Here is a 24,847-nt window from a genome sequence, read left to right on the forward strand (position 1 = left end):
GGCCTGGTTTTGGTAGCGCCCGACACAGGGCGGCCGGCCAACGGCTGGCCAGGGTGGACGCCCCACCCCGCCCGCTGGCCCGCTCGATGCCCGGCCCCACTGTTTCTGATGTCGCCGCTCCCGACGCTGGGCCCCTGGTGCTGGTGAGGCACCTCCGTCACGGGGAGGCGCCGGCGCCGGATCCGCCGCTGCGGTTGCCGCTGCGGGCCGACGAGCGCACGAGCCTGCGGGGCCATCGCCGCAGCGCCTGTGGGCGGGACCTGCTGCTGCAGCTGCCCCGCGGCGCTGCCCTGGAGCCCGGCGACCGGCTGGCACCGGAGGCCGGTGGGCCCCTGGTGGTGGTGGAGGCCGCCGAGGAGCCGCTGCTGGTGGTGCGGGCCGCCGATCCCCTGGCCCTGCTGCAGGCGGCTTATCACCTGGGCAACCGCCATGTGGCCATGGAGCTGCACCGCGACGAGCTGCGCCTGGGGGTCGACAGCGTGCTCGAGGATCTGCTGCGGCACCGGGGTCTGACCGTGGAGCGCATGAGCGGGCCGTTTCTGCCCGAACCCGGGGCCTACGAAGGGTCCGGCCACGCCCACCAGCACGCCCAAGGCCACCATGGCCATTCCCACCCATGAGCCTCGCCCGGCTGCGGCTGTTCCAGCTCGTCAGTCCCGCCCTGCCGGTGGGGGCGTTCAGCTATTCCGAGGGACTGGAAGTGCTCGTCCAGGCGGGTGAGCTGGGCGATGCCGAGGGCGTGGCCCACTGGCTGGAGGCGGAACTGGCCCGGGGGGCCCTGGCCATCGAGGCGGCCAGCCTGGGCCGACTGATGCAGGCGCTCACCCGATGGCGTGAGTTCCCGGAGGGGCCGGCCCGTCAGGAGGTGCTGGAGCTGGACGGCTGGCTGCTGGCCCAGCGGGAGGCGGCCGAGGTGCGGGCCCAGCAGCGCCAGATGGGCCGCTCCCTGCTGCAGCTGCTGGCCGACCTGGCCCTGCCCCTGCCCGGGGATGGGACGCAGCGGCTGGCCTGGCCAGGGGCCTGGGCCTGGGCCGGGGTGGCCCTGGCCATCGCGCCCCAGGAGCTGGTTGAGGCCTACCTCTACGGCTGGATCGCCACCCAGCTCAGCGCCGCCGTGCGGCTCGTGCCCCTGGGCCCCACCGAGGCCCAGCGCCTGCAGCTGGCCCTGGCGCCAACGATCGCCGCCCGGGCCGCGGAGCTGGTGGCGACCGATCCCGAGGACCTCTGGAACGGGGGGGTGGGGGCGGGGCTGGCCCAGCTGGGCCATGGTGAGCTCTATTCCCGGTTGTTCCGCAGCTGATGGCCACGACCGCTGGGGCCAGCCGGCGGCAGGTGCTGCGCCTGCTGGGCGGGGCCGCCGCCGCCGCCACCCTGCTGGCCGCCGGATGCAACGCCCGCCGCCGGCCGCCGGGCCCGCCGCGGCTGGGCCTCATCCAGTACGTACGGGGGGCCGGCCCCGATGCCGCCCGCCGCGGGTTCGTGCAGGCCCTGGCCAGGGGCGGATTCCGGGCGCCGGCCGGCGTGATCCTGCTGGAGCGCTTCGCCGCCGGCAGCATGGCCACCTGCCGCGCCCAGGTGAAGGAGCTGCTGGAGGGTGGGGTCGACATGCTCGTGGCCATCGGCACCCCGCCCCTGGCGGCGATCCTGGCCATCGCCCCGGCCCGGGTGCCGGTGGTGTTCACCTACTGCTCCAACCCCTGGGGCGCCGGGGCCGGCACCAGCTACACCCGCCACCGGCCCAACGTGGTGGGCACGGTCAGCACCAACCCCCTGGCCGAGCAGCTCGATCTCGCCCGCCGGATCACACCCGGCCTGGCCAGTGTGGGGCTCGTCTTCAATCCCTCCGAGGCCAACGCCAGCTTCGAAGCGGAGCTGCTGCGCCGGGAGGCGGCCCAGCGCTCCCTTGCGGTCGTGGTCGAGCCGGTGGCAGGGCCGGCGGAGGTGGCCCGGGCCACCGATGCCCTGGCCGCCCACCGGGTGGCGGCCCTGGTGCGGGTGGGCGACTACGCCACGAGCGTGGGCTTCCCCGCCCTGGCGGCGGGCGGCCTGCGCCATCGCCTGCCGGTCTATTCCGTCGACCCCTCCGACATCGCCACGCCGGGGTGCCTGGCGGTGGTGGGCTGGGATCCGGAGGCCGACGGGGCCCAGGCCGGGACACTGGCGGTGCAGGTGCTGCGCGGCCGCTCCCCCGCCACGATGGCCTTCGAGCCGGTGACCCGGAAGCTGCTGCTGCTGAATCGCCGCACGGCCCGGGCCATCGGGGTGACGTTCCCGCCGCCGCTGCTGGGCCAGGCCGACCGGGTGGAGGGGTGACGCCGCCGGCAGCCATCCCGGCGATCAGCGGCCGCGCTCACCGCGGGGCTCCCCGGTCCGCTCGATCAGTTCGATCACCCAGCTCTCGTTGAGCGTCTTCACCAGGCGGTTGGTGGCGGTGGCCATGGTGGAAAGCTCGCGCAGGGTCTGGAGCAGCAGCGGGCGCGTCTGGGTTTCGGTGCTCTCCAGCCGCCGGATCAGGGCGGACAGGTCGGCGGCGGTACCGTCGGCGCGGTCCTCCAGGCGCTCGGCCAGGGCGCGGGTGGCCCCCAGGGTGCGGTTGAGCTCGCTGCTGCTGCGCCGGGTGTCGGCCTCCAGGCGCGTCGCCAGGCGGCGGCTGGCGACCAGGGTGCGATCGAGCTCGTCGAGGCTGCGGGGCAGGCGGGTCTCCGCCAGGCTCAGGCCGCTGCTGACGGCCCGCTGCAGGGGGATGCGGCTGCTGGCCACCTCGGCGAGCAGGTCGTCGATGTCGGGGCGGCTGGTGAACACGAGCGTCTCGCCGTCACCGATCGGGGGCTGGCCGATCGCCGCCGGATCGGGCGTGATGGCGATGTAGCGGTCGCCCAGGAGCCCCAGCTGGGCCAGTTCCGCCCGGCTGCGGCGCCCCACCATGGAGCGGTAGGGATCCCGCAGCTCCAGTTCCACCAGCACCTGGGCGTCGGGCTGCAGCACGATCCGGCGCACCTGGCCGACGGCGAATCCCGAGATCCGCACCGCCATGCCGGTCTGTAGGCCGGCGGCGTCGAGGGTGCGGAACTGCAGGCGGACGCTGGGCGCGAGCCAGTTGCCGGCTCGGGCGATCCCCAGCACGAACACCCCGAGCAGGGCCACCGCTCCCGCCAGGAAGACCAGGCTCTGGGGGCCGGGGCGCCGCGGCGGGGCGGGGCCGGACTCCGGGACGGTTGCTGGGGAGTCGGCGGGCACGGTCAGGGACCTCCCATGCGCAGAGGGTCGACGACGATCGTCCAGACCACATCGAGGCAGACCATCACCCCGATGCCCAGCCGCAACGACCGGGCCATGCCGGAGGCCATCCCCACGGCGCCGGAAGGGCAGCACCGGGCCTGGTGCAGGCAGATGGCGGCGCAGATCCCGCCATAGACGCCCGCCCTGGCCAGGGCGGCGGCGAAGCGGGCCGGTTCCAGCTGGCCGATCAGGAAGCCCACCTCCCCCACCCCATCCCCCTGGTTGAGCATGAGGCTGGCGGTGATGATCACCGCCGCCATGAAATAGAGCAGCAGCACGACGCTCAGCAGGCCGCTGGCCAGCAGGTCGGGCCCCCAGGAACGGGGGGGGCGACGGTCGCCCAGCAGCAGCGGGCCATCCCGGAGCAGCAGCAGCAGGCTGACCAGCAGCGGGGCCAGGAACAGCAGGGCCCGCACCGCCAGCAGTTCGATCGTGACCCTCGAGAGCTGCTGCAGGGGGCTGCGCAGCAGCTCGATGAAGCCCAGGCAGACCACAACCCCCGTGCCCACGACGGTGGCGACGAGACGGGCATCCAGGCGCTCGAAGCGGCGGATCAGCGTCGGGATCGGTCCGTCACTCACCGCAGCCATTGGCGCTGGCGTCAGGATGGCACCCATCCTGGATCGGGGCGATGGGCAGCAAGCTGAGGGTCGGCGTGGCGGGGCCGGTGGGATCGGGCAAGACGGCCCTGGTCGACGCCCTCTGCCGCCGGCTGCGGGAGCGGCTGCAGCTGGCGGTGGTCACCAACGACATCTACACCCAGGAGGACGCCCAGTTCCTCACCCGCGCCGGCTCCCTGGCCCCCGAGCGGATCCGGGGTGTGGAGACCGGCGGCTGCCCCCACACCGCCATCCGGGAGGACTGCTCGATCAACCGGGCGGCGGTGCAGGAGCTGGAGGAGGCCTTCCCCGACCTGGACCTGGTGCTGGTGGAGAGCGGTGGCGACAACCTGGCGGCCAGCTTCAGCCCGGAGCTGGTGGATCTGTGCATCTACGTGATCGACGTGGCCGCCGGCGACAAGATCCCCCGCAAGGGAGGCCCCGGCATCACCCGCTCCGACCTGCTGGTGATCAACAAGATCGACCTGGCCCCGATGGTCGGCGCCAGCCTGGCCGTGATGGAGCGCGACACCGAACGCATGCGCGGCGGCCGCCCCTGGTGCTTCACGAATCTGCGCAGCGGCGAGGGCCTCGATCGGGTTGAGAGCTTCCTGCTGCGTCAGATGCCCGAACCGGCGGTCGCCTGAGCGATCCAGCCTGCTGGTATTCGCCTTTCAGCCGTTGTTCAGCAAATCCGTAGGTAATACAACAGATCGACAGGCCTGCGGCGTTCAAATCCTCACTCCCGCGGGCCCTGGGCGGCTTTCTGTCTCATTGGATACCGGGGGTAACCACGTCCTTCCTTACCTTTCCCTTTGCCGTCGGTTACGGCGACTACAATTCATCTTGAACAGGCTTCAATGTCTCTGCATCTTTCAAGGCGACTGGCAGCTGCAATCGCCGCAACTGCCGTGAGCGTAACCCTCGTCTCCTGCGGGGGCGAGTCCGGGTCCGGCGGCAATTTTGATGGCGAAGTGAAGGTCGGTATCCTTCACTCCCTCAGTGGGACTATGGCCATCTCCGAAACGACTTTGAAAGAAGTCGAGGAGATGGCGATCAAGGAAATCAATGATGCCGGCGGCGTCAAGGTCGGCGGTAAGTCCTACAAGATCGTCGCCGTCTCCGAGGATGGCGCCTCCGACTGGCCCACCTTCGCCGAGAAGGCCCAGAAACTGATCGACTCCGACAAGGTCGCCGTCGTCTTCGGTGGCTGGACCTCCGCCAGCCGCAAAGCGATGCTGCCGGTCTTCGAGTCGAAGAACCACATGCTCTTCTACCCGATTCAGTACGAGGGTCAGGAGTGCTCCCGGAACATCTTCTACACCGGCGCCGTTCCGAACCAGCAGGCTGAGCCCGCAGTTCAGTGGCTGATGGACAAGTTCAGCGACAAGCTGGGTAAGAAGGTCTATCTGGTCGGCTCCGACTACGTGTATCCGCGCACGGCCAACACGATCATCAAAGAGCAGATGAAGGCCCTCGGCGGTGAGACCGTCGGCGAGGACTACATCCCCCTCGGCAACACCGAGGTGGCCCCGATCATCGCCAAGATCAAGAAGGCCTTCCCCGATGGCGGGATCATCATCAACACCCTGAACGGTGACTCCAACGTCGCCCTGTTCAAGCAGTTCAAGGCCTCGGGCATCGATCCGGCCAAGTACCCGATCATGTCCTTCTCCATCGCCGAGGAGGAGATCCGCCAGATCGGTCCTGAGTACACCACCGGCACCTACGCCGCGTGGAACTTCTTCATGAGCCTGGACACCCCGGCCTCCAAGAAGTTCACCGCCGACTTCCAGGCGATGTACGGCGCCGACCGCGTCACGGGTGACCCGGCGGAATCCGCCTACAACATGGTCTACCTCTGGAAGAACGCCGTTGAGAAGGCGGGCACCTTCGAAGACCTCGACAAGGTCCGCAAGGACATGATCGGGATCACCTTCGCCGCTCCCCAGGGCGAGATCAAGATGTTCCCCAACCACCACACCTCCGAGCGGGTGCTCATCGGCGAGGCGGAGCCCACCGGCCAGTTCAAGATCCTCTACGACAGCGTCAAGGCCATCCCGCCGCTGCCCTGGAACCAGTTCGTTCCCGAGACCAAGGGCTTCACCTGCGACTGGACCCAGGATCGTCCTGACGCCGGCAAGTTCAAGATGTGATCACGGAGCGATCCGTGAATCCATGAAAGACGGGTGGTTCCTCCGGGAACCGCCCCTTTCCGGTCCGCCACACCACCACGTTCGACCCGATCCAGCGTCGCCCACGCAACGCTGGATCTAACGTTCAACATTCATTCCGTTGGAACTTTTCTTTTCTCAGATACTCGATGGCCTGAGCATCGGGTCAGTCCTGCTGCTTGCAGCCACGGGTCTGGCGATCGTTTTCGGGTTGATGGGCGTCATCAATCTCGCCCATGGCGAATTCATGATGTTGGGGGCCTATGTCACCTATGTGGTGCAGTCGGCCTTCAAGCCCATGGGTGGTGTGATCTTCGAGCTCTATTTTCCGGTCTCCCTGGTACTCGCGTTCATCGTGACGGGGCTCATCGGGGTGCTGCTGGAGAGAACGTTGATCCGGCAGCTCTATGGCCGACCACTCGAAACCCTGCTGGCGACCTGGGGCGTCAGCCTGATTCTCATTCAGCTGATCCGCAGTGTGTCCACCGCCATGATGCTGGGCATCATTGTTGGTGTCGCCGTTGGATTCGGTCTGTCCAAGCTACTCGGAGCCAAGTTCTCCGAGAAGCCGTTCTTCACCTATCTCAACGGACTGGGCTGGGCGATCGCCATCGGCATCGGTCTGATCGCCGTCAACCTGTTCGACCAGATCCGTCCACTCGCCAAAGCCTGGTTCGGCCCGCGGAACATTGATGTGACCGCCCCCAAATGGCTGCAGGGAAGCTGGGGGATGATCGGAACCATTGAACTGCCCGGCCTGCGCATCTTCATCATTCTGCTGTCGGCCCTGTTGCTTCTGGCCACCTACTGGTTCCTCAACAAGAGCGTCTGGGGCCTGCGCATCCGCTCGGTGACCCAGAACCGCCAGATGAGCAACTGCCTCGGCATTCCCACCGATCGCGTCGACAGCATCACCTTCGGCATCGGTTCCGGCCTGGCCGGCGTCGCCGGCTGTGCCATCACCCTGCTCGGTTCGGTGGGTCCGAACCTCGGCGCGGCCTACATCGTCTCCTGCTTCATGGTGATCGTCCTCGGTGGGGTGGGCAACCTGCTCGGCACCGTGCTGGCCTCCCTGCTGCTGGGAATCATCCAGTCGGTCATTGGTTCGGGCACACTGCTCACCATCTTCCCGAATCTGCCGGAGGCAGCCAAAGGGGTGATCGAGTTCTTCGCCACCACGAGCATGTCGCTGGTGCTGGTGTTCATCTTCATCATCGTCTTCCTCCAGTTCCGCCCCAACGGCATGTTCCCCCAGAAGGGTCGGTCGGTCGATGCCTGACCCGATCAGTCCCACCCTCTGCAGATTCCCGTTCCATCTCCCCACCAGGAGGCCCTACCTGTGAAACTCTTCCAACGACTCGTCCCCTGGATTCTGCTGGCGATCGCCCTGTTCATCCTGCCGGCTGCGCTGGATGATTTCCGTCTCAACCTCTTCGGCCGTTATTTCTCGCTGGCGATCACGGCCCTGGCGATCGACCTTATCTGGGGATTCACCGGTCTTTTGAGCCTGGGACAGGGCATCTTCTTTGCCCTCGGGGGCTATGCCGTGGCCATGTACCTGATGCTCAACACCAAGAGCCTCGCCGGTGGCAACGGGATTCCCAAGTTCTTCGAAAACTACGGCGTCGACCAGCTGCCGTTCTTCTGGCAACCCTTCTGGTCGCCTGTGTTCACCCTGATCGCCATATGGGTGATTCCGGCGGTGGTGGCGGGCCTGGTGGGTTGGCTGATCTTCCGAAACCGCATCAAGGGGGTGTACTTCTCGATCATCACCCAGGCGGCTCTGATGGTCTTCTTCCACTTCTTCAACGGCCAGCAGAAACTTTTCGACGGCACCAACGGCCTCAAGACCAGCACCAGCGAACTGTTCGGCCAGCTGGTGGGCTCCCCCGACATGCAGGTGTGGTTCTACCGCCTCACCGTGGTGATGCTGCCTCTGGCGTTTCTGGTCTGCCGCTACTTCACCAATGGTCGCTTCGGCGATGCCCTGATCGCCATCCGCGACGATGAGAGCCGCCTGCGCTTCGCCGGCTTCAACCCCGTCCCGTTCAAGACCATCGTCTTCCTGGTGGCTGGAGCCCTGTGCGGCATCTCCGGAGCCCTCTACACCGTCCAGACCGGCATCGTCTCGCCCCAGTACATGTCGATCTCCTTCTCGATCGAGATGGTGATCTGGGTGGCCGTGGGCGGCCGGGGGACCCTGGTGGGCCCGATCATCGGCGCCACCCTGGTCAACTACCTGCGCAGTCTGGTGAGCGAAGCCCTGCCCGAAGCCTGGCTGTTCGTACAGGGGGCGCTGTTCATCTTCGTGGTGGTTCTGATGCCTGATGGCATCTACGGCTGGATCACCAAGGGAGGTTTCCGCACCTTCCTGGCCGCCTTCGGCATCGCCCAAAAGGCCAAGACCTACCCCCAGCTCGACAAGGAGGCCGTTCCTGTCGATTAGTCCTCCAGGAAGCTGCTTCCTGGCCCGTCTGCTGTGACCGCTCCTCTGATTCCGCACCCTTCCGAAGTCCATGTCCGAACCTCTACTTGAGCTCAATGACGTCAGCGTGAGTTTCGACGGCTTCTATGCCCTCACCGACCTCAGCCTGAAGCTCTACAAGGGTGAGCTGAAGTCCATCATCGGCCCCAACGGTGCCGGCAAGACCACCTTCCTGGATGTCATCACCGGCAAGGTGCGGCCCACGAAAGGGTCGGTGACCTTCAAGGGCAAATCGCTGCTGGGCGTCTCCGAGCAGCAGATCTCGCGCGATGGCATCGGTCGCAAGTTCCAGACCCCGCGGGTGTTTGAGAATCTCACCGTGCTGCGGAACCTCGAACTCTCCGCCTCACCGTTCAAAAACGCCTTCAGCCTGCTGGGTTCCGGCCTGCCCCAGTCCTCCAAGGACGAGGTGCATCGGATCATGAACTACGTGGGTCTGACGCCCTTCGCCACCGTCAAGGCGGGCTCCCTTTCCCACGGCCAGAAGCAATGGCTGGCCATTGCCTCCCTGGTGGCCCAGGCTCCCGAGGTGCTGCTGCTGGATGAGCCCGTGGCCGGCCTCACCGATGAGGAAACCCTGCGCACGGCCGAGCTGATCAAGTCGCTCGCCGGTGACCACACGGTGGTGGTGATCGAGCACGACATGGAGTTCATCCGCGATCTCGGCTTCGATGTCACCGTGCTGCACCAGGGACAGGTGCTGACCGAAGGTCCGCTGGAGAAGGTCAAAGCCGACCCGCGGGTGATCGAGGTCTACCTGGGGCCGCCCGAACAGTAATCGCTACCCGACCATCACCCACCGCGAGCCCATGTCCACCACCAGCGCCCAGCCCCTGCTTCAGGTCTCCGACCTCAATGTGTATTACGGGGAGAGCCACATTCTCCGCAACGTGGATCTGACCATCCACGAAGGCAAGATGGTCTGCCTGATCGGCCGCAACGGCGTCGGCAAGACCACCTTTCTCAAGACCATCATCGGCCTGTTGCAGCAGCGATCCGGGACGATCGCCTACCAGGACGGCCAGCTCACCAACCAGCCGCCCTACAAGCGGGCCCGAGCCGGCATCGGCTATGTGTCCCAGGGCCGGGACATCATTCCCCAGGTATCGGTCAAGGAGAATCTGCTGCTGGGCATGGAAGCCCTGCCCGGAGGTCTGGAAAAGAACCGCCACATCGATCCGCTGATCTTCGATCTTTTCCCGATTCTCGAGAAGTTCCTCAAGCGTAAAGGTGGCGACCTCAGTGGTGGCCAGCAGCAGCAGCTCGCCATCGCCCGCGCCCTGCTGGGCAAACCCAAGCTGCTGCTCCTCGATGAACCCACCGAAGGCATCCAACCCTCCATCATCCTCGACATCGAACATGCGGTGCAGCGGATCATGAAGGAGACCGGCATCAGCGTGCTGCTGGTGGAGCAGCACCTGCACTTCGTGCGCCAGTCCGACTTCTACTACGCCATGCAACGCGGCGGCATCGTCTCCAGCGGCCAGACCGACCAGCTCTCCGACGACGTGATCAAGGAATTCCTCACCGTCTGAGGACTCCGGCGCAACAGCAAGTCCCGAACCGATGCCACCTGCGGTGGCGCGGCCCGGGACTTTTGCTTTGGTATCGCGCTCAGCAGCCGCGATTGAGCATCCAGGGTCGGGTGCCGCTTTCCTTGAGCCGCGGCTTGCCGGTGACTTCCTTGGTTTCCTTGCGAACCAGTCGCGGTTCGGACTGCTCCTGTTTCAGGCGAAAGGGGCCACTGAGTGACATGACCGGCGTGAACACGCGGACGCCCTCGGCGGTGCAGGTGGGGCAGTTGGTTTCCTTGTGGCGCTCATCGATGCTGCGCCAGACCTCATAGTTCTCGCAGCCATTGCTGCAGCTGTATTCGTAAACAGGCATCAGAAGACGAGGGGGAACGACGGGGGCGAAAATGGGGCCGGCAGCAAAAGCGAAAGGCAAGAAAAAGGGGCCTGGTGTCCAGGCCCCTCCCTCCAGCCGGCCGATCAGCAGGGCAGGATGTCCTTGTCGAAGATCCCGGTCGGGATGGCCAGGGTGCAGCAGGCGTTGGGGATGTCGACGATGCCGCTGATCCTGCCCTCCACCGGTGCACAGCTCAACAGCAGGTAGGCCTGCTCGCCGGTGTAGCCGAACTTCTTGAGGTACTCGATGGCGTTGAGGCAGGCACGCCGGTAGGCGATGTGGACGTCCATGTAGTACTGCTTGCCCTCGAATTCATCCACAGAGATGCCTTCGAACACCAGGTAGTCGGTGTAATGGGGTTCCACCGGGCTGGTCTTGAACATGGGGTTGACCATCCCATACTTCGCCATGCCGCCCTTGATGATCTCGACGTGGAGGTCGAGGTAGCCGGACATTTCGATGGCGCCACAGAAGGAGATTTCCCCATCCCCCTGGGAGAAGTGGATATCGCCCATCGAGAGCTTGGCCCCTTCGACATAGACCGGGAAATAGATCCGGGTGCCCTTGGTGAGGTTCTTGATGTCGCAGTTGCCGCCGTGCTCCCGGGGCGGCACCGTGCGGGCCGCTTCATTGGCCACCCGCTCGAACTCACTGGCGGGGAGGGTGCCCAGGATGGCGCTGTTGGGATTGGGCAGGGCCGCCAGCACCGGCTCGCTGCCGGAGAGGCCGGCACCGTAGGTGCGTCGGTCGGGAGCGGTCTTCACCAGTTCCGTCTCACGACGGTTCCACTCATTCAGCAACTCCTGGGAGGGGGCGCAGCCGATCAGGCCGGGGTGGGTGATGCCGGCGAAACGAACGCCGGGAATGTGACGGGAGGAGGTGTAGATGCCCTCCAGATCCCAGATGGCTTTGGCGGCCTTGGGGTAGTGATCGGTGAGGAAACCGCCACCGTTCTCCTTGGCGAAGATGCCCGTGAACCCCCACTCATCCCCCTGCAGCGCACCGACATCAAGGATGTCCACCACCAGGATGTCGCCGGGCTGGGCACCGTTGACCCAGATCGGGCCGCTGAGAACGTGAACGACCTCGAGATTCACATCCTCGATGTCCTTCGGGTCGTCGTTGTTCTTGATCTGGCCGTCGGTCCAGTCCTTGCATTCGATCCGGAAGACGTCACCAGGATTCACCGATGCCACGGCAGGAATGTCCGGATGCCAGCGGTTGTGCCCGGGCATGTCCTGCTGATCCATCGGCTTGGTGAGATCGACGGAGAAGAGTGTTTTGGGCATCGAGGAACCGAGACGCAATTTCCCATCCATCCAAAAGGATGGCCTGCGGCTCGAAAGTGTCGATTGCTACAGGAAACTGGCGGCCCATCTCCGCTTCAATGAATGGAACTAGGAATCATTCTCAAGACAGGATCTGCGTTTCCCTGCCCGTGGACTGCCTAGCGATCAGGTGTCGTCGAAATCCCCTTTTCGGCAGAGATTGTCCTTCAATCGCGAAACCCAGACGCTGGGATCCAGCTTGCCGATCTGTTCCGTGCGGCCATCAAAATGGAACAGAAACTGCCAGCGATCCTTGACAGGGAATGTTCTCTTCGCATTGAGATCGCTGATCGGATCTCCGAAGACGTTGTCATAGGTTTGCCAGCCCGGCTCTCCCTTGACGCTGCAGATTGCCGTGGTTTCGTACATCTGTCCCTTGGCATCCCCACCACCTGATGTGACCTTCACCACCCCCTTGTGCAGTCCGTTGGCAACGCCCGGGGTGAACGCCCGCACCAGCTCCACCCGGCTGCCATCCACCTCCACCAGCAGGTCACCCGGTTTGGCGTTCTGAATCGCCACTTCCTTCGGGGCGGAGCCGCAACCGGCCAGGGCGAGGCCCGCACAGGCCAGCAGTCTTGCCAGGTGCTTCCGGGACACCAGGCCCCCCACAGCGTCGGACAACGTGATCGATCGACTCTGGGGCCAACCTATGACGACGCCAGCAGATGCCCCCAGAGGTCCCCGGCCCCGGCCGGCACGGTCAGGTCGGTGGCGCCGCAGCGCCGGATCGGCCGGCAGCCCAGGCTGTTGATCAGCAGGGCCGCCTCGCTCGCCAGCAGGTTCGCCACAGACAGCCGCTCCTCCCGCACCAGCCCCAGGGCCAGGCCGCGGCCCCGCATCACCCCCGGCAGGCAGCCACTCTCCAGGGGCGGTGTGATCCAGGCGCCCCGCCGGCGCAGCAACAGGTTTGCGCTGGTGCCGCAGCAGAGGTCGCCGCCGCTGCCGAGCAGCAGGGCGTCATCGGCACCGGCGGCCCGGGCCTCCCGCAAGGCCGCGATGGCGCCTCCGTAGGCGAAGGTCTTGCAGCGGCTGACCAGGCTGCCTGCGTTCCGCCGCTCCACCCCGCTGACGATCACCGCCACCGGCGTGGAGACGGGCGTCCAGGGGCTCAGCTGCAGCCAGAAGCGGGGGCGGCCCTGGGGTTCATCCGGCCCCGGCAGCGCCAGGCCCCGGCCGGCGCCGCTGCCCCGGCTCCAGTTGAGCCGCAGGGCCCCGGTGCCGGTCAGGCCGCTGCGGGCCACGGCCTCGGCCAGCAGCGGCCGCACCCGATCGGCCCCAGGCGGTGGCGCCATGCCCAGGCTGGCGGCCGAGACGCGCCAGCGCTCCAGGTGCTCCGCCAGCAGCCGGGGCGTCCCCGCTTCGATCAGCACCGTTTCAAAGAGGCCATCGGCCAGCAGCAGACCCCGGTCGCTCAGGGGCAGGCAGAGCCGCTCCGGATCCCCCCAGGTTCCCGGCGGCGTCGGCCCGTCGATCCAGGCGATGGCCGATCCGGCCGGGTGCCTGCCGCCGCCACCGCTCATGCCAGGGCCTCCAGCAGCGGCTCGATCTTCCATCCCATCTCCCGGGCTTCCCCGGCCGGGTCGGAGTCGGCCACGATGCCGCCGCCGGCATGGAGCCGCAGGCGCCGGCCCTTCTGCAGCAGGGTGCGGATCAGGATGCTGCTGTCGAAGCCACCGTCGGCGCCCAGGTGGAAGAGGGATCCGCAGTAGGGCCCCCGCGGCACCGGCTCCAGCTGGTTGAGGCGCCGGCAGGCCCGCACCTTGGGGGCGCCGGTGATGGAGCCCCCCGGCCAGCCGGCCCGCAGCAGGTCGACCAGGCCGCGGCCGCCGGCGAGCCGGCCCATCACCACCGAGGTGAGATGGTGCACGTGGGCGTAGCTCTCCAGCCCCAGCAGCTGGGGCACGTGCACCGACCCCGGCACGCAGACCCGGCCCAGGTCGTTGCGCAGCAGGTCGACGATCATCACGTTCTCGGCGCGGTCCTTGGGGTCGCAGATCAGCTCGGCGGCACTGGCGGCATCGGCGTCGGGATCGATCCGGCGGGGCCGGGTGCCCTTGATCGGCCGCGTTTCCACCTGGCCGTCAGGGTGCAGGCGCAGGAAGCGCTCCGGAGAGGCCGAGATCACCGCCTCCCCGCCGGCGACCGCCAGCCCGGCGAAGGGGGCCGGACCGTGGCCCACCAGGCGGCCGTACAGCACCAGCGGGTCGGGCGGCTCCGGCCGCAGGCTCTCGCAGCAGGCGGTGAGGTTGGCCTGGAACAGATCACCGGCGGCGATCCACTCCCGCAGGATCCCCACCTGGGCGGCATAGGTGTCCGGGGGGGTGTGCCAGTGCCAGTCGTCCCGGGCGATGCCGGCCCCATCGGCCGACCGCACCTCGGCCCCGGCCACCGCCGCCCCTGTGGCGGGATCCTGCAGCAGCCGCAGCATGGCCGCGAACCGGGCCGGGGCCTGGCCCTCCAGCCACAGCCGCCCCTCCCCCCGGTCGAAGTGGATCAGGGGGTCGTGGCGGGCCGCCCACAGGGTGGCCATGTCGGAGGCCTGCCAGTGCTCGGCCGGCTCCACCCAGGCCCCGGCCTCGTAGCCGAGCCAGCCCAGCCACGGCCCCCCCTGGCGCTCCAGGTCCGCCAGGACGTCGAAAGGGTCGGCCGCCCCCGGGTCGCCCGGCAGCCCCCGGCAGGACACGGTGGCCACCGGATCCACCCCGAGCACGCCGCGGCAGCCGAGGGGGCTGCCGTCGCCGTCGAGCAGCACCAGCCCGTCCCGGCCGAAGCGTTCCGCCAGGACCCGGGCCAGGGCCCGGGGCTCCAGCCAGGGAAGCGGGTCGCTCCTCAACAGTCGGCTCCGGCGCGGGGGGCGGCTCCGGCGCGCACGGCGGCGCTGGTCAGGTCGGGCCGGCCCGCGGCGACCAGGGCGGCATCGCGGATGCGGCAGCTGTCGCAGCGGCCGCAGGGGAGATCCTCGCCGCTGTAGCAGCTCCAGGTGGCCGCGATCGGCACCCCCAGCCGCAGGGCCTCGCGCACGATGGTGGCCTTGTCCCAGGCCACCAGGGGGGCCCAGAGGCGGGCCCCACGGCCCTGGCGCCCCGCCTTGGTGGCCAGGTCGGCCAGGCTCTGGAAGGCGGCCAGATAGTCGGGGCGGCAGTCGGGATAACCGGAGTAATCCACCGCGTTGACCCCGAGCACGAGGCTGCCGGCGCCGCGGGCTTCGGCCAGGCTCAGCCCCAGGGCGATGAACACCGTGTTGCGGCCGGGCACGTAGGTGGTGGGGATCACCCCCTCGACCACGCCGCCGTCGGGGACGGGGATGGCCGGATCGGTGAGGGCCGAGCCGCCCCACGCCGCCAGGTTCACGGCGATCACGTGGTGCTCCTCGAGGGCCAGGGCACCGGCCACCGCGGCGGCGGCGGCCAGCTCGCGCCGGTGGCGCTGGCCGTAGTCGAAGGAGAGGCCGATCACCCGGTGGCTCGCCTCGATCGCCAGGGCCGCGGCGGTGGCCGAATCCAGGCCGCCGGAGAGCAGGGCGATGGCGAGCGGCCTGGCTGGGGGGGCCGTGGCTGGAGAGGCCGTGGCAGGGGGGCGCGTGATGGGACGGACTGTCGCGACGGCCCCTCCATTGTGGAAGCGGCCGGAGGGCACGCAGGGATCGGAAGCGACGGAGGATGCCATGGTGGTTCCTCCGGATTCCGGTCCCTTCCGAGGTTCCCCATGGCCCATGCCCTGCGCCGCGCCACGGCGGTCGCGGCCGCCCTCAGCCTGCCGTCCCTGCTGGCACTCGCGCTGGCGCCGGCCCGGGCCATCCCCCGGCTGGACCTGACGCCTTACCCGAAGCCCACCGCCGCCCAGACCCGCTGGGTGATCCAGCTGAGCGGGGTGCTGCCGCCCACGGCCGATCCGCGCCTCTCCCCCAACCCGAGCGACTGGAGGGTGCAGCTGATCGCCGGCCGCGAGGTGGAGGCCGACTGCAACCAACAGGCCTTCCGCGGCCGCTTCCGCGCCAGCAAGGTGAAGGGCCCGGGCGTCAGCGTCTACACGGTGAGCGATGTCGGGCCGATGGTGTCAACCCTGATGGCCTGCCCCCCCGGCCAGGCGACACGCAAGGTGTTCATCCCGATGGGCAGCAAGCCCTTCGTGGTGCCCTACGACGCCAGCCGGCCAATCGTGGTGTACACGCCGAAGGATCTCCAGCTGCGCTGGCGGCTCTGGAAGGCGGAGAAGGTGCAGCAGCCGGCCCTTGCCCTCTGAGGCCCAGCGGTGAGGGTCCGCACCGGGGCCTCATCGCACCCCGAGCCACTTGTGGCTCTGCAGGCTGAGGCGCCAGTCGGGGTGGGCGCGCACGTAGGCCACCGCCAGCTCCCGGGCGGCCGGCTCGTCCCAGACCGGCTGGAGCAGCCGCGCCGGGCCGGGGGTGGCGGGCGGACGCAGGCGAACAGCCTCGGCGGCCATGGCTTCGGCGAAGTCCAGGTCGGCCGGGGAGGTCACCACCACCTTGAGCTCATCGCAGCGGGCCAGGAGGTCGGCGGCCGGGGGGCGGTGGGGCTTGGGCGAGAGGGTGACCCAGTCGAAGCGGCCGCTGGGCTGCCCCACGCCACTGGTTTCCAGGTGCAGCGGCAGGCCCGCCGCCGCCAGGGCCGCGCACAGGGCATCCAGGGGCTGCTGCAGGGGCTCGCCGCCGGTGATCACCACGAAGGCGGCACCGGCGGCGGCGGCGGCGCTGGCCGCGGCCGCCAGTTCGCCCAGGGGGCGCAGGGGATGGGCCGCCTGGGGCCAGGAGTGCTTGGTGTCGCACCACGAACAGCCCACATCGCAGCCCGCCAGGCGGATGAAGAAGGCGCTGCGGCCGGCATGGAGCCCCTCCCCCTGCAGGGAGTGGAAGGTTTCCACCACCGCCGGGCCGTCAGCCGTAGATGGGGCTGGCGACACGGTCCACGGCCTCGCTGGGGGAACCGGGCAGCCGCTGCTGGGCCGCCTCGATCAGGCCCCGGAAGAGTGGATGGGGCTTGCCGGGACGGGAGAGGAATTCCGGGTGGTACTGGCAGGCGGTGAAGAAGGGGTGGTCCTTCAGTTCGATCAGCTCCACCAGGCGGCCGTCGGGGGAGGTGCCGCTGATCTCGTAGCCCGATTCCAGGAACAGGGAGCGGTAGGCGTTGTTGAACTCGTAGCGGTGGCGGTGGCGCTCGTAGACCACCTCCTCGCCGTACAGGCGCTGGGCCATGGTGCCCGCCGTCAGCCGGCAGGGGTAGACGCCCAGGCGCATGGTGCCGCCCAGATCCACCACGTCCTGCTGCTCGGGGAGCAGGTGGATGACGGGGTGCGGCGTGGCGTTGTCCAGCTCGGCGCTGGTGGCCCCCTCCAGGCCGGCCTGGTGGCGGGCCCACTCGATCACGGCGCACTGCATGCCGAGGCAGAGCCCCAGGAACGGCACCCGCTGCTCGCGGGCCCAGCGGATCGCCGCCACCTTGCCGTCGACACCGCGGTGGCCGAAGCCGCCGGGCACCACCACCGCATCCATGCCCCGCAGCAGGACGTCGGCGCCCTGGCTCTCGATCTGCTCGGCGCAGACCCAGTGGAGGTCGAGGGAGGCGTCCCGCTCCAGGCAGGCATGGCGCAGGGCCTCCACCACCGAGAGGTAGGCGTCGTTGAGCTGCACGTACTTGCCCACCAGGGCCACCTTCACCGCCGGGCCGGGGTGGCGCAGCTTCTCCACCAGATCCGCCCAGCGCGCCATGTCGCTGTCGTGGTCGACCAGGGAGAGGACATCGAGCACCTGACGGCAGAGGCCCTCGCTCTCCATCGCCAGGGGCACGGCGTAGATGCTGTCGGCATCGAGGGCCTGGATCACGGCGCTCGCCGGCACGCCGCAGAAGCCGCCGATCTTGGCCTTGAGGTCGGTGCTGATGGGCCGGTCGCTGCGACAGACGAGCACGTCAGGCTGGATGCCGATCGAACGCAGCTCCTTGACCGAGTGCTGTGTGGGCTTGGTCTTGAGTTCGCCGGAGGTGCCGATGTAGGGCAGCAGGGTCACGTGCACGTAGGCCAGGTCCTGGCGGCCGACGTCACCACGGAACTCGCGGATGGCCTCCAGGAACGGCAGCGACTCGATGTCCCCCACCGTGCCGCCGATCTCGGTGATCACCACGTCGGCGCCGCTGTTGGCCGCCACCCGGTGGATGCGCTCGCGGATCTCGCCGGTGATGTGGGGAATCACCTGAACGGTGCCGCCGTTGTAGTCGCCGCGGCGCTCCTTGTTGATCACCGCCTGGTAGATCGAACCGGTGGTCACGCTGTTGAGGCGCGACATGGCCGTGTCGGTGAAGCGTTCGTAGTGGCCCAGGTCCAGGTCGGTCTCGGCGCCGTCCTCGGTGACGAACACCTCGCCGTGCTGGTAGGGGCTCATCGTGCCCGGATCCACGTTGAGGTAGGGATCCAGCTTCAGGATCGAGACGCTGTAACCGCGGGATTTCAGCAGCCGCCCGAGGCTGGCGGCCACGATTCCCTTGCCGATGCTGGACACCACCCCGCCGGTGACGAAGACGAACTTCGCGGCATGGCCCCGCGGGGCGGACGGTGCGGTCATCGGGGGCAGCGCTGATCCCCCAATCTACCGACCCCTTCCAGTCCGCCCGCCCTCAGGGACCTCTGTCCCAACACGCCCACCCCCCGCGCCCAGCCTCCTTGGGGGGGCGTCAGCGGGGCGGCCGAAGCCGGCCGTTGCCCGCACCGCGGGCGCGGAACGGCGCAGGCCGCCCCGCTGACGCTCACCCCTCCAGGAGGCTCCGGAGCATCCAGGCCGTCTTCTCGTGGATCTGGAGCCTCTGGGTGAGCAGGTCGGCGGTGGGCTGGTCGTTGGCCTCGTCGGCCAGGGTGAACACGGAGCGGATCGTGCGGGCCACGGCCTCATGGCCCTCCACCAGCTCCCGCACCATGGCCAGGGCCGCGGGGACACCTTCCGCCTCGGGGATCGAGGAGAGGCCGGCATAGAGGGTGCCGCCGTAGGGGGCAGGACAGCCAAGGGCCCGGATGCGCTCGGCGATCAGGTCGAGGGCGGTCCAGAGCTCGGTGTACTGGTCCATGAACATCAGGTGGAGCGTGTTGAACATCGGTCCGGTCACGTTCCAGTGGAAGCCGTGGGTCTTGGCATAGAGCACGGTGCTGTCGGCCAGCACGCGGCCGAGTCCCTCGGCGATCTGCAGGCGCTGGTCCGCCGGGATGCCGATGTCGATGGGGGGAGCGGTGATGGCCATGGCGGGGGAGCGGAAGTCGCCATTCTAAGGCGAAGTGATTCCGCTTAATGGCGGCATCATGGCGGTAACGGCGCGGCAGCGGCGGCCCCTCAGCCCTCCTCGTCGCTCCAGGTGCTGGCCACGTGCAGCTCCTCCAGCTGCTTGGGCGCCACGTCGGCCGGGGCCTGGGTCATCAGGCAGCGGGCCTGCTGGGTTTTCGGGAAGGCGATCGTGTCGCGGATCGATTCCTCCCCCGCCAGCAGCATCACCAGCCGGTCCATGCCGAAGGCGATGCCGCCGTGGGGCGGGGCGCCCATGTCGAGGGCCTCCATCAGGAAGCCGAACTGGCGCTCGGCCTCCTCCAGCGGCAGGCCGATGGTCTGCAGCACCTGGCGCTGCAGGGCGGAATCGTGGATGCGCAGCGAGCCACCGCCCAGCTCCAGACCGTTGAGCACCAGGTCGTAGGCCTGGGCCCGGGCCGTGGGGAGTGTGCCGGCCCAGGCGGCCGGATCGCTGCCCAGATCCCCGGCGTTGGGGGCGCAGAAGGGGTGGTGCAGGGCTTCGAGGCGGTTTTCGCCGGCGTTGAACTCGAACATCGGGAAGTCCACCACCCAGAGGAAGTTCCACTGGTCGTTGTCCCGCTCGGCCGGCACCAGGCCCAGTTCGCGGGCCAGGTACTGGCGCACCCGGTCGAGGGCCTTGTGGACGGTGGCGGTGTCGCCGGCACCGAACAGCAGCAGGGTGCCTTCCGTGGCGCCGGTGCGCTCCAGCAGTTCCGCCTTCATCTCGGCCGTGAGGTTGTCCTTGATGGCGCCGATCGTGTCGATCTCGCCGCCGGCCCGCACCCGGATGAAGGCCAGGCCGCCGGCTCCCGCCTTCTGGGCCTCGCTGAACACATCCCCACCGGGCTTGATGCGCACGTTGCTGACGGCCTCGTTGCCGCCGGCCACGGCGATGCACTTCACCGAGCCCCCGGCCGCCACGGCGCCGGAGAACACCTTGAAGCCCATGTCCCGGACGATGTCCGAGGCGTCGGTGAGCTCCATGCCGTAGCGGGTGTCAGGCCGGTCGGTGCCGTAGCGCGCCATCGCCTCCTGCCAGGTGAGGCGGGGGAACGGCCGCGGCAGCTCGATGCCCTTCACCTGCTTCCAGATGGCGGCGATCAGGCCCTCGTTGAGCGCCAGGATCTCCTCCTGGTCCATGAAGCTCATCTCCATGTCCAGCTGGGTGAACTCCGGCTGGCGGTCGGCCCGCAGGTCCTCGTCACGGAAGCAGCGGGCCAGCTGGTAGTACCGCTCGATGCCCCCCACCATCAGCAGCTGCTTGAACAGCTGGGGCGACTGGGGCAGGGCGAACCACTCACCGCCGCAGACCCGGGAGGGCACCAGGTAATCGCGGGCGCCCTCGGGGGTGGAGCGGGTGAGCACCGGTGTCTCCACTTCGATGAAACCCTCCCCCTCCAGATAGCCGCGGGCAGCCTTGACGGTGGCGTGGCGCAGCCGCAGGTTGCGACCCATGCGCTCGCGGCGCAGGTCGAGGTAGCGGTGCCGCAGGCGCAGTTCCTCGCGGGTGTTCTCCTCGTCGTGCACCGACACCGGGAAGGGCAGGTTGCCGCGCACCTCGTTGAGCACGGTGATGCCGGCCGCGAGCACCTCGATGGCACCGGTGGCCAGGCGTTCGTTGAGGGACGCGGCCGGCCGGGCCCGCACCTTGCCCTCCACCCGCAGCACCGTCTCGTTGCGCAGCCGCTCGGCCACGGCGAAGGCGGCGGGGGCCAGGTCGGGATCCACCGTGATCTGCACGGTGCCGCTGCGGTCGCGCAGGTCGATGAAGATCACCCCGCCGTGGTCACGGCGCCGGTCGACCCAGCCGCCCAGCTGAACGGCCTCGCCGATGGCGTCGTTGCGCAGATCGCCGCACCCGTGGCTGCGCATGGTGGCAAGCAGAACGAATCCGCGAGTTTCCCACAGGGCGCCTGCGGGTGGTTCCGGAGGGGCTGGGCCAGGGCCGGAAGGGCGTTCAGCCGCGCCGGTAGAACGGCCGCTTGACCACCACGGCCGGCTCGGCCCGCCCGCGGATCTCCACCGCCAGCACGGTGCCGGGCTTCGCCGCCGCCGCCGGCACGTAGGCCAGGGCCACCGCTTCCCCAAGTGTTGGGGACCAGGTGCCGCTGGTGACCTCGCCCACCGGCTCACCATCGAGGAGCACCGGATAGCCGTGGCGGGCGATGGCCCGGCCCTGCAGCTTCAGGCCCACCAGCTTGCGGCCCACCCCCTCGGCGGTCTGGCGCTCCAGGGCGGCGCGGCCGATGAAGTCGGCGGGCATCTCCAGGTGCACCAGCCAGCCCAGGCCCGCCTCCAGGGGGGTGGTGGCCGCGTCCATCTCGTTGCCGTAGAGGTGCATCGCCGCCTCCAGCCGCAGGGTGTCGCGGGCGCCGAGGCCGCAGGGGGTGACCCCCTCGGCCAGCAGCCGCTGCCACAGCGCCACGCCGGCCTCGCGGCCCAGCAGCAGCTCGAAGCCGTCCTCACCGGTGTAGCCGGTGCGGCCCACGAACACCGGCGCGCCGTCGATGGCCAGCTCCCGGTGGCCGAAGCGGGGCAGTCCCGCCAGGCTCGTGCCCACCAGGGCCTCGAGGCGGGCGGGGGCCTCCGGGCCCTGCAGGGCCAGCAGCACCCCGTCGCCCTTGCGGTCGGAGATGGTGATCCCCTCGGGCTCCAGCTGGCTGGTGATCCAGGCCGTGTCGGCCTCGGCGCAGGCGGCGTTGATCACCAACACCACTTCATCGCGCTCCCCCTCGGGGCCACTGACGCGCCCGCGGTCGTAGACGATCAGGTCGTCGCGGATGCCGCCCGCATCATTGAGCAGCACCGTGTAGCAGGCCTCACCGGGGCCGATGCGGAACAGGTCGGTGGGGACCAGCCGCTGCAGGGCGTCCTTGGTGCCCTGCCCGCGCAGGGTGAGCACGCCCATGTGGGAGATGTCGAAGAGGCCGCAGTGCTGCCGCACGGCGTTGTGCTCCTGCACCAGGCCGGCGAACTGGATCGCCATCTGCCAGCCGGCGAAGGGCACCATGCGGGCCCCGGCTTCGGTGGCGGCGGCGTCCAGGGGGGTGCGGCGCAAGGGGGTGGGATCCATCGGAAGCGACCGGCCGGCCAGGGGGACGCCGGAGCAGGGTGGCGCGATCCTATGGACTGAGCGCCGCCAACCCTGGAGGTGGGGCCGCCAATACCGAAGAAAGCCTGTGATTCGGCTTCCACCCCTATCACACCGGCGAGGAAATGCGTACCTTGAATGGCCCAATGGGTCAAGAGGATGGGCAACCGTCCCAACTGCCGCAGCTGCCGCCACTGCACCCCTCCCACCGGGGTGGAGATGGGATGGTGCCAGCTGCGTCAGCTCCCGATCCACCCCGAGCTGGTGGCCGAGCTCTGGTGCCACCACTGGACGGCGCGCCCGCCCCGGCTGCCGGTGGTGTCGCCTGAGGCCCTTCTGAGGCAGGCTCGCCTTCCGGTGGCCAGCCAGCAGCTGAGCCTGGCCCCAGGGCTATCCTGAAATCTGTTGTTCAGTGGAAATGGGTGACGGATGCTTCCGTTTCGCCTTTCTTCTGCCTATTCTCCCTGCCTTCCAGTAGCGGAACGGTCCGTTTGGCCCTAGGAAGGCAGGACCCCGTCCACCCCGACCACGGAGGTCCCCTGCATTGATCAGAACCGCCACATCCCCATCACCCCTCGAGCTGATGGCCGTTCATGTGGACTGTGAAACCTTCACCCTCCCCACGGGAGCCCACGTCTTCAGCCGCGGCGCCAGCGCCAACGCCATCTATGCCGTGCGTCGCGGCATCGTCGAGCTGGTGGGCGAGCAGGGCGAAAAAACCTGCTACCGCCCCGGTGAGCTGTTCAGCTACCAGGACATCACCTGGCGCGAACTGAGCCACCGCAGCGACGCCTTCGCCCGCACGCCCGTGGAGGTGCTGCGCCTCGATCGGCTCCGTTTCCTCAACCTGCTGCACAACCACCCCACCCTGGCCGTGCAGCTGATCGGGCAGCAGCACACCCGCCTGCGGGAGCAGCGGGCCAGCGGCACCTGCTGCTACTGAGCCCGCCCCAGCAGCAGCAGCAGGCTGCGGGTCACCTTGGCGGCGAGCACGGCGCTGACGCCGCTGGGGTCGAGCTGGGGGGCCAGCTCCACCACGTCGGCGGCCACGAGCCGGTGCTGGCGCAGCTCCTCCACCAGCTCAGCGAACCGGGGCCAGTGGAAGCCGCCGGGTTCGGGCGTGCCCGTGCCCGGCAGCACCGCCGGATCGAACCAGTCGAGGTCGACGGTGAGGTAGATGGGGCGGCCCCGCAGCGGTGCCAGCGCCGCCGCCATGGCGTCGATCGGCACCAGCCGGCCGGTGGCGTGCAGCTCCTGGAATTCCTCGCGGGTGCCGCTGCGGATGGCGATCTGGCGCAGTTCGCCGCTGGGCAGCACCTCCAGACAGCGGCGCATGGCGCAGGCGTGGCTGTGGCGGGCGCCGAGCCACTCCTGCCGCAGGTCGGCGTGGGCATCGAGCTGCACCAGCACCAGATCCGGATGGCGCCGCGCCACCGCCGCCACCGCCCCGCTGCTGATCGAGTGTTCGCCGCCCAGCATCAGCGGCGCCAGGCCCAGGTCCAGCACCACCTCGGTGGACCGGCCCACGGCCGCCACCACCGGCTCGGGGGCGCCGAAGGGGATCGCCACGGCCCCGAGGTCGGCGAAGGCCAGGTCCTCGAGGTCGAGGTCGAGCTGGGGGTCGTAGCTTTCCAGGCCGCTGCTCACGTCCCGGATCGCCGCCGGGCCGAAGCGGGCACCGGGGCGGAAGGAGGTGGTGCCGTCGTAGGGAACACCGAACAGGCCCACGGCGCAGCCCGTGGGCTCACGGCGGGCGCCCATGTAGATCGCCCCTTCGGTGTCGAACAGCTCCGGGGTCATGGCTGGGCCGCCGCATCGGCCAGGGCGCGCTCCACGAAGGCCGGCACCGCCTCGAAGGCCCCCCGCTGCCAGCGGGGCGACCAGATGCTGCAGCCCGGCGCCACCGCCGCGGCCCGCTCCGGCAGAGGCTCGCGGTAGCGGGGGCCGTCGGGGCAGGCGAAGGTCCAGCTCCACCAGCCGCTCGGGTACATCGGCACCCAGCCGTACATCGGATCGGCGTGAGCGAACACCTCGCGCAGCAGCCGCACGGTGTCGATGTGCACCTGGCGGAAGGCCTCGGGGGATTCGCTCTGGGTGGCAAAGACGCCGCCGGGGCGCAGCAGCCGGCGGCAGTGCTGGAAGAAGGTGCGGTTGAACAGGCCCTCGGCCGGCCCGGCCGGATCGGAGCCGTCCACCAGCACCACGTCGTAGCTGGCATCGGGGGCACTGGCTGCCCAGGCGATGCCGTCGCCGACGGTGAGGTGGAAGCGCGGGTCGCTCCAGGCGTCGCCGCCCAGGCTGGGCAGGTGCCGGCGGGAGAGCTCCACCACCAGCCCGTCGATCTCCACCATGTCGAGGTGGGCGACACCGGGGTGGCGCAGGCACTCCCGGGCGGTGCCGCCGTCGCCGCCGCCGATCACCAGCACCCGCTCGATGGCGGCGGCGGCGCAGAGGGCGGGATGGACCAGCGGTTCGTGGTAGTGCCGCTCCTGTCGTTCGGCCGTCATCCAGCAGCCGTCGAGCAGCAGCCCCTTGCCGTAGGTCTGGCTGTCGATGATGGTGATCCGCTGGTAGGGGCTGGTGCGCTCCTCCACCACGGTGGCGGCCAGGCCGTAGCGCACCCCGCCCAGCTCCTCATCCACCCAGGCGCCCGGGGGGCAGGCGTCATCGGCCGGTGGCTGTTGCGGTCCCATGCGGT

General features: G+C 69.2%; 27 protein-coding genes. 12 read left to right on the forward strand and 15 right to left on the reverse strand.

Translation table 11 applies throughout. The features are described 5' to 3' along the window. The first annotated feature begins 86 nt into the window (after positions 1–86). Genes ureE through VB738_RS01865 form a run of 3 tightly spaced genes read left to right on the forward strand, consistent with a single transcriptional unit; the run spans position 87 to position 2,313 of the window. A complete protein-coding gene (gene ureE / locus VB738_RS01855; RefSeq protein WP_323304118.1) occupies positions 87–620 on the forward strand; it encodes an urease accessory protein UreE in 534 nt (177 codons plus the stop codon). Then, positions 617–1,300 (forward strand): urease accessory protein UreF, encoded by a 684-nt coding sequence (locus VB738_RS01860; protein WP_323304119.1) that lies wholly within the window; start codon positions 617–619, stop codon positions 1,298–1,300. Before ureE ends, VB738_RS01860 begins: the two co-directional genes overlap by 4 nt. Then, positions 1,300–2,313: an ABC transporter substrate-binding protein gene (locus tag VB738_RS01865; protein WP_323304120.1), complete on the forward strand. Its 1,014-nt coding sequence runs from the start codon at positions 1,300–1,302 to the stop codon at positions 2,311–2,313. Before VB738_RS01860 ends, VB738_RS01865 begins: the two co-directional genes overlap by 1 nt. A 24-nt stretch (positions 2,314–2,337) precedes the next feature. Here the strand turns inward: VB738_RS01865 and VB738_RS01870 are convergent, their stop codons facing one another. Then, a complete protein-coding gene (locus tag VB738_RS01870; protein ID WP_323304121.1) occupies positions 2,338–3,237 on the reverse strand; it encodes an MlaD family protein in 900 nt (299 codons plus the stop codon). Positions 3,238–3,239: 2 nt separating this feature from the next. Further along, a complete protein-coding gene (locus VB738_RS01875; protein WP_323304122.1) occupies positions 3,240–3,896 on the reverse strand; it encodes a hypothetical protein in 657 nt (218 codons plus the stop codon). A 14-nt stretch (positions 3,897–3,910) separates the two neighbouring features. Between VB738_RS01875 and ureG the strand changes: the two genes are divergently transcribed. From ureG to urtE, 6 genes are all read left to right on the forward strand, one after another. After that, positions 3,911–4,525, forward strand: a complete 615-nt coding sequence (gene ureG, locus VB738_RS01880; RefSeq protein WP_323304123.1) for an urease accessory protein UreG — start codon at positions 3,911–3,913, stop codon at positions 4,523–4,525. Between the two features lie 213 nt (positions 4,526–4,738). Beyond that, a complete protein-coding gene (gene urtA, locus VB738_RS01885) occupies positions 4,739–6,034 on the forward strand; it encodes an urea ABC transporter substrate-binding protein (RefSeq protein ID WP_094585309.1) in 1,296 nt (431 codons plus the stop codon). 139 nt (positions 6,035–6,173) lie between these two features. Continuing rightward, a complete protein-coding gene (locus VB738_RS01890; RefSeq protein ID WP_323304124.1) occupies positions 6,174–7,331 on the forward strand; it encodes an urea ABC transporter permease subunit UrtB in 1,158 nt (385 codons plus the stop codon). Positions 7,332–7,391: 60 nt separating this feature from the next. Next, complete coding sequence (urtC, locus tag VB738_RS01895; RefSeq protein ID WP_323304125.1) at positions 7,392–8,498, forward strand: urea ABC transporter permease subunit UrtC; 1,107 nt, start codon at positions 7,392–7,394, stop codon at positions 8,496–8,498. A 70-nt stretch (positions 8,499–8,568) separates the two neighbouring features. Then, positions 8,569–9,315 carry an urea ABC transporter ATP-binding protein UrtD gene (gene urtD, locus VB738_RS01900; protein WP_323304126.1) on the forward strand — a complete coding sequence of 249 codons (747 nt, stop codon included), beginning with the start codon at positions 8,569–8,571 and terminating at the stop codon, positions 9,313–9,315. A gap of 31 nt (positions 9,316–9,346) precedes the next feature. Then, entirely contained in the window at positions 9,347–10,072 is a 726-nt protein-coding gene (urtE, locus tag VB738_RS01905; RefSeq protein WP_323304127.1) for an urea ABC transporter ATP-binding subunit UrtE, read from the forward strand. 79 nt (positions 10,073–10,151) lie between these two features. Here urtE and VB738_RS01910 read toward each other — a convergent pair whose 3' ends face one another. From VB738_RS01910 to queC, 6 genes are all read right to left on the reverse strand, one after another. Further along, a complete protein-coding gene (locus tag VB738_RS01910; RefSeq protein WP_323304128.1) occupies positions 10,152–10,424 on the reverse strand; it encodes an FmdB family zinc ribbon protein in 273 nt (90 codons plus the stop codon). Between the two features lie 104 nt (positions 10,425–10,528). Then, positions 10,529–11,734 (reverse strand): formamidase, encoded by a 1,206-nt coding sequence (fmdA, locus tag VB738_RS01915; RefSeq protein WP_323304129.1) that lies wholly within the window; start codon positions 11,732–11,734, stop codon positions 10,529–10,531. Positions 11,735–11,899: 165 nt separating this feature from the next. Beyond that, complete coding sequence (locus VB738_RS01920) at positions 11,900–12,295, reverse strand: hypothetical protein (RefSeq protein ID WP_323304130.1); 396 nt, start codon at positions 12,293–12,295, stop codon at positions 11,900–11,902. 128 nt (positions 12,296–12,423) lie between these two features. Beyond that, positions 12,424–13,296 (reverse strand): aminotransferase class IV, encoded by an 873-nt coding sequence (locus VB738_RS01925; protein ID WP_323304131.1) that lies wholly within the window; start codon positions 13,294–13,296, stop codon positions 12,424–12,426. Further along, positions 13,293–14,609 carry an anthranilate synthase component I family protein gene (locus VB738_RS01930; protein WP_323304132.1) on the reverse strand — a complete coding sequence of 439 codons (1,317 nt, stop codon included), beginning with the start codon at positions 14,607–14,609 and terminating at the stop codon, positions 13,293–13,295. Before VB738_RS01930 ends, VB738_RS01925 begins: the two co-directional genes overlap by 4 nt. Further along, a complete protein-coding gene (gene queC, locus VB738_RS01935; RefSeq protein ID WP_323304133.1) occupies positions 14,606–15,442 on the reverse strand; it encodes a 7-cyano-7-deazaguanine synthase QueC in 837 nt (278 codons plus the stop codon). The genes VB738_RS01930 and queC overlap by 4 nt, the downstream gene beginning before the upstream one ends. Positions 15,443–15,481: 39 nt before the next feature. Between queC and VB738_RS01940 the strand changes: the two genes are divergently transcribed. Beyond that, positions 15,482–16,018, forward strand: coding sequence for an ecotin family protein (locus VB738_RS01940; protein ID WP_323304134.1), 537 nt, complete (start codon positions 15,482–15,484; stop codon positions 16,016–16,018). 30 nt (positions 16,019–16,048) lie between these two features. Here the strand turns inward: VB738_RS01940 and VB738_RS01945 are convergent, their stop codons facing one another. From VB738_RS01945 to gcvT, 5 genes are all read right to left on the reverse strand, one after another. Then, positions 16,049–16,696 (reverse strand): 7-carboxy-7-deazaguanine synthase QueE, encoded by a 648-nt coding sequence (locus tag VB738_RS01945; RefSeq protein ID WP_323304135.1) that lies wholly within the window; start codon positions 16,694–16,696, stop codon positions 16,049–16,051. Next, positions 16,671–18,350, reverse strand: coding sequence for a CTP synthase (locus VB738_RS01950; protein ID WP_323304136.1), 1,680 nt, complete (start codon positions 18,348–18,350; stop codon positions 16,671–16,673). The genes VB738_RS01945 and VB738_RS01950 overlap by 26 nt, the downstream gene beginning before the upstream one ends. A gap of 181 nt (positions 18,351–18,531) precedes the next feature. Next, positions 18,532–19,017: a Dps family protein gene (locus VB738_RS01955; protein ID WP_323304137.1), complete on the reverse strand. Its 486-nt coding sequence runs from the start codon at positions 19,015–19,017 to the stop codon at positions 18,532–18,534. A gap of 89 nt (positions 19,018–19,106) precedes the next feature. Beyond that, a complete protein-coding gene (gene aspS / locus VB738_RS01960; RefSeq protein ID WP_323304138.1) occupies positions 19,107–20,930 on the reverse strand; it encodes an aspartate--tRNA ligase in 1,824 nt (607 codons plus the stop codon). Positions 20,931–21,015: 85 nt separating this feature from the next. After that, a complete protein-coding gene (gcvT, locus tag VB738_RS01965; RefSeq protein ID WP_323304139.1) occupies positions 21,016–22,131 on the reverse strand; it encodes a glycine cleavage system aminomethyltransferase GcvT in 1,116 nt (371 codons plus the stop codon). Between the two features lie 177 nt (positions 22,132–22,308). Between gcvT and VB738_RS01970 the strand changes: the two genes are divergently transcribed. Together VB738_RS01970 and VB738_RS01975 are read left to right on the forward strand one after the other, a co-directional pair. Continuing rightward, positions 22,309–22,548 (forward strand): hypothetical protein, encoded by a 240-nt coding sequence (locus VB738_RS01970; RefSeq protein ID WP_323304140.1) that lies wholly within the window; start codon positions 22,309–22,311, stop codon positions 22,546–22,548. A gap of 184 nt (positions 22,549–22,732) precedes the next feature. Next, positions 22,733–23,092: a cyclic nucleotide-binding domain-containing protein gene (locus tag VB738_RS01975; RefSeq protein WP_043325820.1), complete on the forward strand. Its 360-nt coding sequence runs from the start codon at positions 22,733–22,735 to the stop codon at positions 23,090–23,092. Here the strand turns inward: VB738_RS01975 and speB are convergent. Together speB and speE are read right to left on the reverse strand one after the other, a co-directional pair. Then, positions 23,086–23,949 (reverse strand): agmatinase, encoded by an 864-nt coding sequence (speB, locus tag VB738_RS01980; RefSeq protein ID WP_323304141.1) that lies wholly within the window; start codon positions 23,947–23,949, stop codon positions 23,086–23,088. The genes VB738_RS01975 and speB overlap by 7 nt on opposite strands. After that, positions 23,946–24,842 (reverse strand): polyamine aminopropyltransferase, encoded by an 897-nt coding sequence (gene speE / locus VB738_RS01985; protein ID WP_323304142.1) that lies wholly within the window; start codon positions 24,840–24,842, stop codon positions 23,946–23,948. Before speE ends, speB begins: the two co-directional genes overlap by 4 nt. Positions 24,843–24,847 lie beyond the last annotated feature (5 nt).

It is taken from the genome of Cyanobium gracile UHCC 0139 (genome assembly GCF_034931325.1).
In the GTDB taxonomy this organism is placed as follows: domain Bacteria; phylum Cyanobacteriota; class Cyanobacteriia; order PCC-6307; family Cyanobiaceae; genus Cyanobium; species Cyanobium gracile_B.

Coding starts and splice junctions, on each gene's coding strand:
- VB738_RS01910 (WP_323304128.1), bottom strand. CDS start 10,424: ATGCCTGTTTACGAATACAGCTGCAGCAATGGCTGCGAGAACTATGAG.
- VB738_RS01860 (WP_323304119.1), top strand. CDS start 617: ATGAGCCTCGCCCGGCTGCGGCTGTTCCAGCTCGTCAGTCCCGCCCTG.
- ureE (WP_323304118.1), top strand. CDS start 87: ATGCCCGGCCCCACTGTTTCTGATGTCGCCGCTCCCGACGCTGGGCCC.
- urtE (WP_323304127.1), top strand. CDS start 9,347: ATGTCCACCACCAGCGCCCAGCCCCTGCTTCAGGTCTCCGACCTCAAT.
- VB738_RS01925 (WP_323304131.1), bottom strand. CDS start 13,296: ATGAGCGGTGGCGGCGGCAGGCACCCGGCCGGATCGGCCATCGCCTGG.
- aspS (WP_323304138.1), bottom strand. CDS start 20,930: ATGCGCAGCCACGGGTGCGGCGATCTGCGCAACGACGCCATCGGCGAG.
- VB738_RS01865 (WP_323304120.1), top strand. CDS start 1,300: ATGGCCACGACCGCTGGGGCCAGCCGGCGGCAGGTGCTGCGCCTGCTG.
- speE (WP_323304142.1), bottom strand. CDS start 24,842: ATGGGACCGCAACAGCCACCGGCCGATGACGCCTGCCCCCCGGGCGCC.
- urtA (WP_094585309.1), top strand. CDS start 4,739: ATGTCTCTGCATCTTTCAAGGCGACTGGCAGCTGCAATCGCCGCAACT.
- urtD (WP_323304126.1), top strand. CDS start 8,569: ATGTCCGAACCTCTACTTGAGCTCAATGACGTCAGCGTGAGTTTCGAC.
- VB738_RS01950 (WP_323304136.1), bottom strand. CDS start 18,350: ATGACCGCACCGTCCGCCCCGCGGGGCCATGCCGCGAAGTTCGTCTTC.
- queC (WP_323304133.1), bottom strand. CDS start 15,442: ATGGCATCCTCCGTCGCTTCCGATCCCTGCGTGCCCTCCGGCCGCTTC.
- VB738_RS01970 (WP_323304140.1), top strand. CDS start 22,309: ATGGGCAACCGTCCCAACTGCCGCAGCTGCCGCCACTGCACCCCTCCC.
- VB738_RS01955 (WP_323304137.1), bottom strand. CDS start 19,017: ATGGCCATCACCGCTCCCCCCATCGACATCGGCATCCCGGCGGACCAG.
- speB (WP_323304141.1), bottom strand. CDS start 23,949: ATGACCCCGGAGCTGTTCGACACCGAAGGGGCGATCTACATGGGCGCC.
- VB738_RS01875 (WP_323304122.1), bottom strand. CDS start 3,896: ATGGGTGCCATCCTGACGCCAGCGCCAATGGCTGCGGTGAGTGACGGA.
- VB738_RS01940 (WP_323304134.1), top strand. CDS start 15,482: ATGGCCCATGCCCTGCGCCGCGCCACGGCGGTCGCGGCCGCCCTCAGC.
- ureG (WP_323304123.1), top strand. CDS start 3,911: ATGGGCAGCAAGCTGAGGGTCGGCGTGGCGGGGCCGGTGGGATCGGGC.
- VB738_RS01975 (WP_043325820.1), top strand. CDS start 22,733: ATGGCCGTTCATGTGGACTGTGAAACCTTCACCCTCCCCACGGGAGCC.
- fmdA (WP_323304129.1), bottom strand. CDS start 11,734: ATGCCCAAAACACTCTTCTCCGTCGATCTCACCAAGCCGATGGATCAG.
- gcvT (WP_323304139.1), bottom strand. CDS start 22,131: ATGGATCCCACCCCCTTGCGCCGCACCCCCCTGGACGCCGCCGCCACC.